The organism is Malikia sp. (genome assembly GCF_028687635.1).
In the GTDB taxonomy this organism is placed as follows: Bacteria; Pseudomonadota; Gammaproteobacteria; order Burkholderiales; family Burkholderiaceae_C; genus Malikia.
Genome location: NZ_JAQTZS010000043.1, coordinates 1 through 5,060 on the forward strand (window position 1 = coordinate 1; position 5,060 = coordinate 5,060).

Sequence of the window (5,060 nt, forward strand, 5' to 3'; positions counted from 1 at the left end):
GCCCAACCTGTCTGTACCGAACAAATGGCTCAAAGAAGGAGATACTAAAATAGCATGAGAATCTAAAAATAAAGGATCGATTCTATATACAAAAGGACCGATAAAAGAGAAGAGAATTACTGCGACAAGCGCAGCAATACTAAAAAAAGGCATTAGGCTTTAATACCCAATAAGGTGGTCATCATTTGATCAATTGTCGTTATAACCTTAGCAGCCGCTCCATAGGACGTTTGATAACGGATCAGATTTGCCATCTCTTCATCAATATTGACGGCACTTATTGAATCCTGCTCTTGTTTGATTGCATTATACTGAGCCGTGATTGTATTATTACTCGTAATGGCAGAATTTGTTTTTGTCCCCACCTTTGTTACCATCGAGTCATAGTAATTATAGATAGTATCACTCGTAGTCGATAGACCGTTACTAAAATCGACTGATGCAAACTGCAAATTCACCATATCCATTGCTGTTTGATTGTCTCCGCTGCTAGGCATTTTAAAGGCATTGATTTGGGATGAATCGGATTTTAAATTGCTATTAAGGCTAATACTTTTTGCATTATTTCCATCTAAAAATCGGTTTACACCTGTCACTCCGGCAAAATTTGTTCCATTGTCTTCAATCGAAAACGTATATCCCTGCGAGGCAAATGAAGTAGACAAATCAATACTTAGCGTGTTTGCAGGGGTAGTAAATACAGGATTCAATATAGTGTTAATATCATTTAAAGCATTGTTATCGGCATTATCATCTTTTTGTGCTTTAAGTTGAGCGATAATACTGTTTGAAGTACCATCCGGCAGAAGGTTTGTAGCCGAAGCATTATCCATGACCGTTTGTTGATTAATTGTAATAGAACGACGGGCAACTTCCTTACCGTCAATATTGTATGCCACAACATCAAACGTTCCCTCTTTAAAATTTTCTCCGGTGCTAAGAAGAGATTCTGTGTTGGAAAATGAAAGGGGATTTGAGCGCATTTGTGAAGTTGCACTTTGAGCATAAACACTATTAGTCGCTTGAATAAGTCCTTTCGCAAAATTATCCATATTTGTAACCGTATCTTGCAAAATTCCATCTTCAAATTCACCATTTGAGCCAATTTTAGACCCTCTTAACTCCAAAAGTGCCCCGACTTTACCTGAAGTGATCTTGTCTGAAAAGGGGATTTTTGCTCCGTCTTGTCGCTGATAGTAAAGATCATTATAACCATTTTTATTTCCAGTTTTATCAATCCCTATCGGATGAAAACTACTACCGTCAACCAGATTAAATCCGCCTACTTGTATTGTATAACTTCCGTTTCCTTGAGATATATTGCTATCAACAGTATTGTTACTTGTAATCTGTCCTTCTGTAACCTTCGCACCTATCAAATTGGATAAAGTTAGCTCTAGTTGACCGCGTTGATCTCGTAAATCATTTGCATTATTAATCCCGTCTGATTCTGCTAGATTAATAGATTTATTCAAAGCTGCAATCTGTCCTGCAACACGATTAACCTCATCAATATTTACTGCAACCTGATCATTTAACGAGCTTTGAAGGTCTGTTATTTTTGAACGTGTTTGATTAATATTTTGCGTCAATGTTTGTGTCTGTTGAGCTAAGGAGACTTTTAATGATGCATTACCAGGATTATCCGCCAAAGATTGCCATGTATTGTAATAAGTTTGCAAATCATTTTTAATACCATTGTTCTGGATATCCGGAAAATAGGTAGAGAGTTCTTGAAGATTTTTTTTCATCTCATCCGAATACGACTTGTTTTGAGAAGCAGATTTATACCGGTTATAGACAAAACTGTCAAAAATACGGGTAATTTCAGTAATTTGTACCCCGTTTCCGCGCTGTCCCGGATCAATACTGATCGGCGTAGCCGCAGCAGTCACAACACGCTGACGTGTATATCCTGGTGTTTCAGCATTGGAAATATTATGTCCTGTAGTATCAATCCCAACTTGTGCCGCGTTAAGACCGCTGTATCCGATATGCAATGCATTAAAAATTGATGCCATATTATGCTCGCACTTCCAAAAATGATCCTTCAGAAGAAGCTACTCTTTGATAACCTTCCATTTGCGTCGGAACGACCCGTTCAAGAAGTGTATTGTAAAAAGCTCCGACACTTAATACCATTTTTGCATATTGCTGATTAATCTCACGCAGTTCTGAGAGATGCTCTTTGAGAGAATCGAGTTGTTGATGTTGTTCATTATTTAAAAGCTCTGAGAGTGGTTTAGAAGGTTCCGCCGTCATAAGTTTTGATATTTCACGATCTATCATCGCTTTCTTTTGTTCAAAACTTTTAATTTTCTCTTCTTTAATCGCCAAACGTTCAAACTGAGGATTGTGTTTCGCCTCTTTGATATCAGTAATATCTTCCTGCGATAAAGAAATAAGAGATTCAAGATCTTTGATAGCACTCTGCAATTGATAAGACAACATCATAAACTCCTATGCTTTAGGTTAGCTCTTTAGCGATACGCTTGGCTAACGCTTCGATATCGACACGATATGCCCCTTTTTCGATAGACGCTTTTAGCGCATCGACTCGGCTTGTGTCACCTTGTTTCGTAATAGATTGCGTGGATTTCTCCTGCTCTTTGGTTTTTAATGATGGTTCTTGGTATGCTGCTTTAACGAGCGAGCCGTTCACACTTGAAATCATGCTGAATCCTTAGTTATCCGTTTATGATGTATACACACCATATCGGCAAAAACCATCATAAATTTAGCCTATTGTCCTGTTTTGATCCCTTTTTGACTAAGATTTTCAAATAACATTTGAGAAAATCCAAATCCTCCGGCACTTGCATTGCAAAGTTCATCCCGATACATCGACTTAAAAATTTTATCTCCCGGATCGTTAGTAGTGCTAAAAAGATTTTTTTCATCTTTCATCGCTTCATCCATCATCATCTTCACAATAATAGCTTCGAACTGATCCGTTTTTTCGCGTAAAGCTTTATCACCCTCTTTGGTTCCTACTGTAGGGAGCGGTTTTTGATATTGCACTGTTGAGATATCCATCAGATGACCTCCAAATCTACTGAAATTGCTCCGGCACTTTTCATCGCTTGGAAAATTGAAATCATCTCTTTAGGGGTGGCTCCGAGCTTTTGGAGCGAACGGGCAATATTGGCAACCGTTGTTGTCCCTTTTTCGGTATAAACTTCATTTTCATTCAGCCCTATAACAAGACTTTTATCCATAGTAACGCTTCCGGCAGGTTTCGATACGGCATTTTGAGAAAGAATCTTAACCGTCATGTCCCCTTGCGTAACCACTACAGGTTGTACCTCAACATCAACTCCGGCAACGATCGTTCCGGTTCGTTCGTTGATAATAATCTTTTGATCCTGTGCATAATTGATATCTAAATTTTGGACTTCAGCTAAAAACTCAACCATTGTTTTATTCGCAGGAAGTTCTAAATTGATTGTTCTTGGATCGATTGCGGTCGCAATTGAAGAGTGGTATTTTGCATTGATTACATTTTGAATTGCAACAGCATTGGTAAAGTTGGATGATTTAAGTGACAGTGTCGCAGTGTGCATATGAACCATATCTTGATTAATTTCACGCTCAACCAATCCGCCACCGTATACTAATCCCACGGTCGGATGCGATTCCGCACCTGCACCTTTTTCATTTTTTCCGCCAATACTGATAGGCCCTTGTGCTAAAGCATAAATTTTACCGTCTACCCCTTTGAGTGGAGTCATAAGTAATGTACCACCCTCTAGTGATTTCGCATCACCGATAGAAGAGACGGTTACATCAAGAGCATCTCCCCGACGAGCAAAAGGGGCAAATTTTGCCGTCACAACGACAGCCGCAACGTTTTTAGATTTGATATCTACCGGATTCATATCGATGTTCATTGCTTTAAGCATATTAGCAATCGATTGGAGGGTAAATTTAGAGGTTGTACCATCCCCCGTTTTTTTCAAACCGACGACAAGAGAATAGCCGATGATCTGATTGTCGCGAACACCGACAACATTAGTGACTTCACTGATACGTGCGGCTTGAGAAAAAGTGATTAAGCAAAAAAGGGCAATTAAAATTCTCATATTTATCCTTGTAGTTACAAAGGATAAAGCAAAGTTTATTCCATAATGGATTTATGCGTAATAGGTAAGAGACGTTTTTCCGAAGCGTTTAGATTTGAGACGGTTGAAATGACCGATAGCATCCGGTAATTCCAGAGTACTCATATGTTCGATAACGATCAATGTTGCCATTTCCAACGGAAATGAAGCGATCATATCGATTGTTTTATCATATATTTCTTCCATCCCTTCACGAAATGCGAACGGAGGATCGACGTAAATAAAAGCGCTCTCACCTAATGATGAAAGCCGTTTTTTTACCTGGTTGATGGTGCTAAAACTATCCCCTTCAAACACTTCACAGCTACTCGGATCGGTTTGAGCAATATTTTCGCGCAACGTACGAATCGCATCGCGGTCTTTTTCCATAAAGATCACTCTTTTAGCTCCTCGGCTGAGAGCTTCAAGACCAATCGATCCGCTTCCTGAGAAAACTTCGACCAAAACAGCATCTATAATATCAAATTGAAGTGTATTGAAAAAAGACTCCAAAACAATCGCTTTTGAACTGCGTGTCGTCTCTTTTGAAGGGAGTTTTAACGTTTTACCTTTGTATTTCCCGGCAATAATTTTTTTTGTAATGGTTGGACTATTTTTCATAAAATGCTCGAATCGCCTTAATAATATTAGCTTGATATTCACGGGTCAGTTTGTCGATATGACGTTCCAAAATTTCAAAACTGACTGCTTCTTCCGGGAGTGGACTCGGTTCTTCTTCCAGCGACTCAAAAGATTTCTGCTTGATTGCTTCATACTTTTGCGTCAATGCATGAAGCAGCTGTGCTTTGGAAAAAGGTTTAACCAAGTCACACGATCCATTGACACCGATGACAAATGTCGGGTGTACATCATCTCGAATATCTTTGTCCCGAATCAATATATCGCATTGTCGGATAGAGCTCAAATGCCCTTCGAGGAAAAGTTCCAATGAACGCTGCA

General features: G+C 39.1%; 7 protein-coding genes. All 7 read right to left on the reverse strand.

Features of this window, described 5'->3' with window-relative positions:
* Positions 1-152 precede the first annotated feature (152 nt).
* Positions 153-2,021 carry a flagellar hook-associated protein FlgK gene (gene flgK, locus PHR85_RS15025; RefSeq protein ID WP_300055970.1) on the reverse strand — a complete coding sequence of 623 codons (1,869 nt, stop codon included), beginning with the start codon at positions 2,019-2,021 and terminating at the stop codon, positions 153-155.
* Position 2,022: 1 nt separating this feature from the next.
* Positions 2,023-2,451 (reverse strand): hypothetical protein, encoded by a 429-nt coding sequence (locus PHR85_RS15030; RefSeq protein ID WP_300055973.1) that lies wholly within the window; start codon positions 2,449-2,451, stop codon positions 2,023-2,025.
* Positions 2,452-2,467: 16 nt separating this feature from the next.
* Positions 2,468-2,674: a flagellar biosynthesis anti-sigma factor FlgM gene (locus PHR85_RS15035; protein ID WP_300055976.1), complete on the reverse strand. Its 207-nt coding sequence runs from the start codon at positions 2,672-2,674 to the stop codon at positions 2,468-2,470.
* A 68-nt stretch (positions 2,675-2,742) separates the two neighbouring features.
* A complete protein-coding gene (locus PHR85_RS15040) occupies positions 2,743-3,036 on the reverse strand; it encodes a rod-binding protein (protein ID WP_300055979.1) in 294 nt (97 codons plus the stop codon).
* Positions 3,036-4,082, reverse strand: coding sequence for a flagellar basal body P-ring protein FlgI (locus tag PHR85_RS15045; RefSeq protein WP_300055981.1), 1,047 nt, complete (start codon positions 4,080-4,082; stop codon positions 3,036-3,038). Before PHR85_RS15045 ends, PHR85_RS15040 begins: the two co-directional genes overlap by 1 nt.
* Positions 4,083-4,133: 51 nt before the next feature.
* Positions 4,134-4,721: a 16S rRNA (guanine(966)-N(2))-methyltransferase RsmD gene (gene rsmD, locus PHR85_RS15050; RefSeq protein ID WP_300055984.1), complete on the reverse strand. Its 588-nt coding sequence runs from the start codon at positions 4,719-4,721 to the stop codon at positions 4,134-4,136.
* Positions 4,711-5,060, reverse strand: a 350-nt coding sequence (locus tag PHR85_RS15055; protein ID WP_300055986.1) for a hypothetical protein, incomplete at its 5' end; no start/stop codon positions are given. The genes PHR85_RS15055 and rsmD, both read right to left, overlap by 11 nt.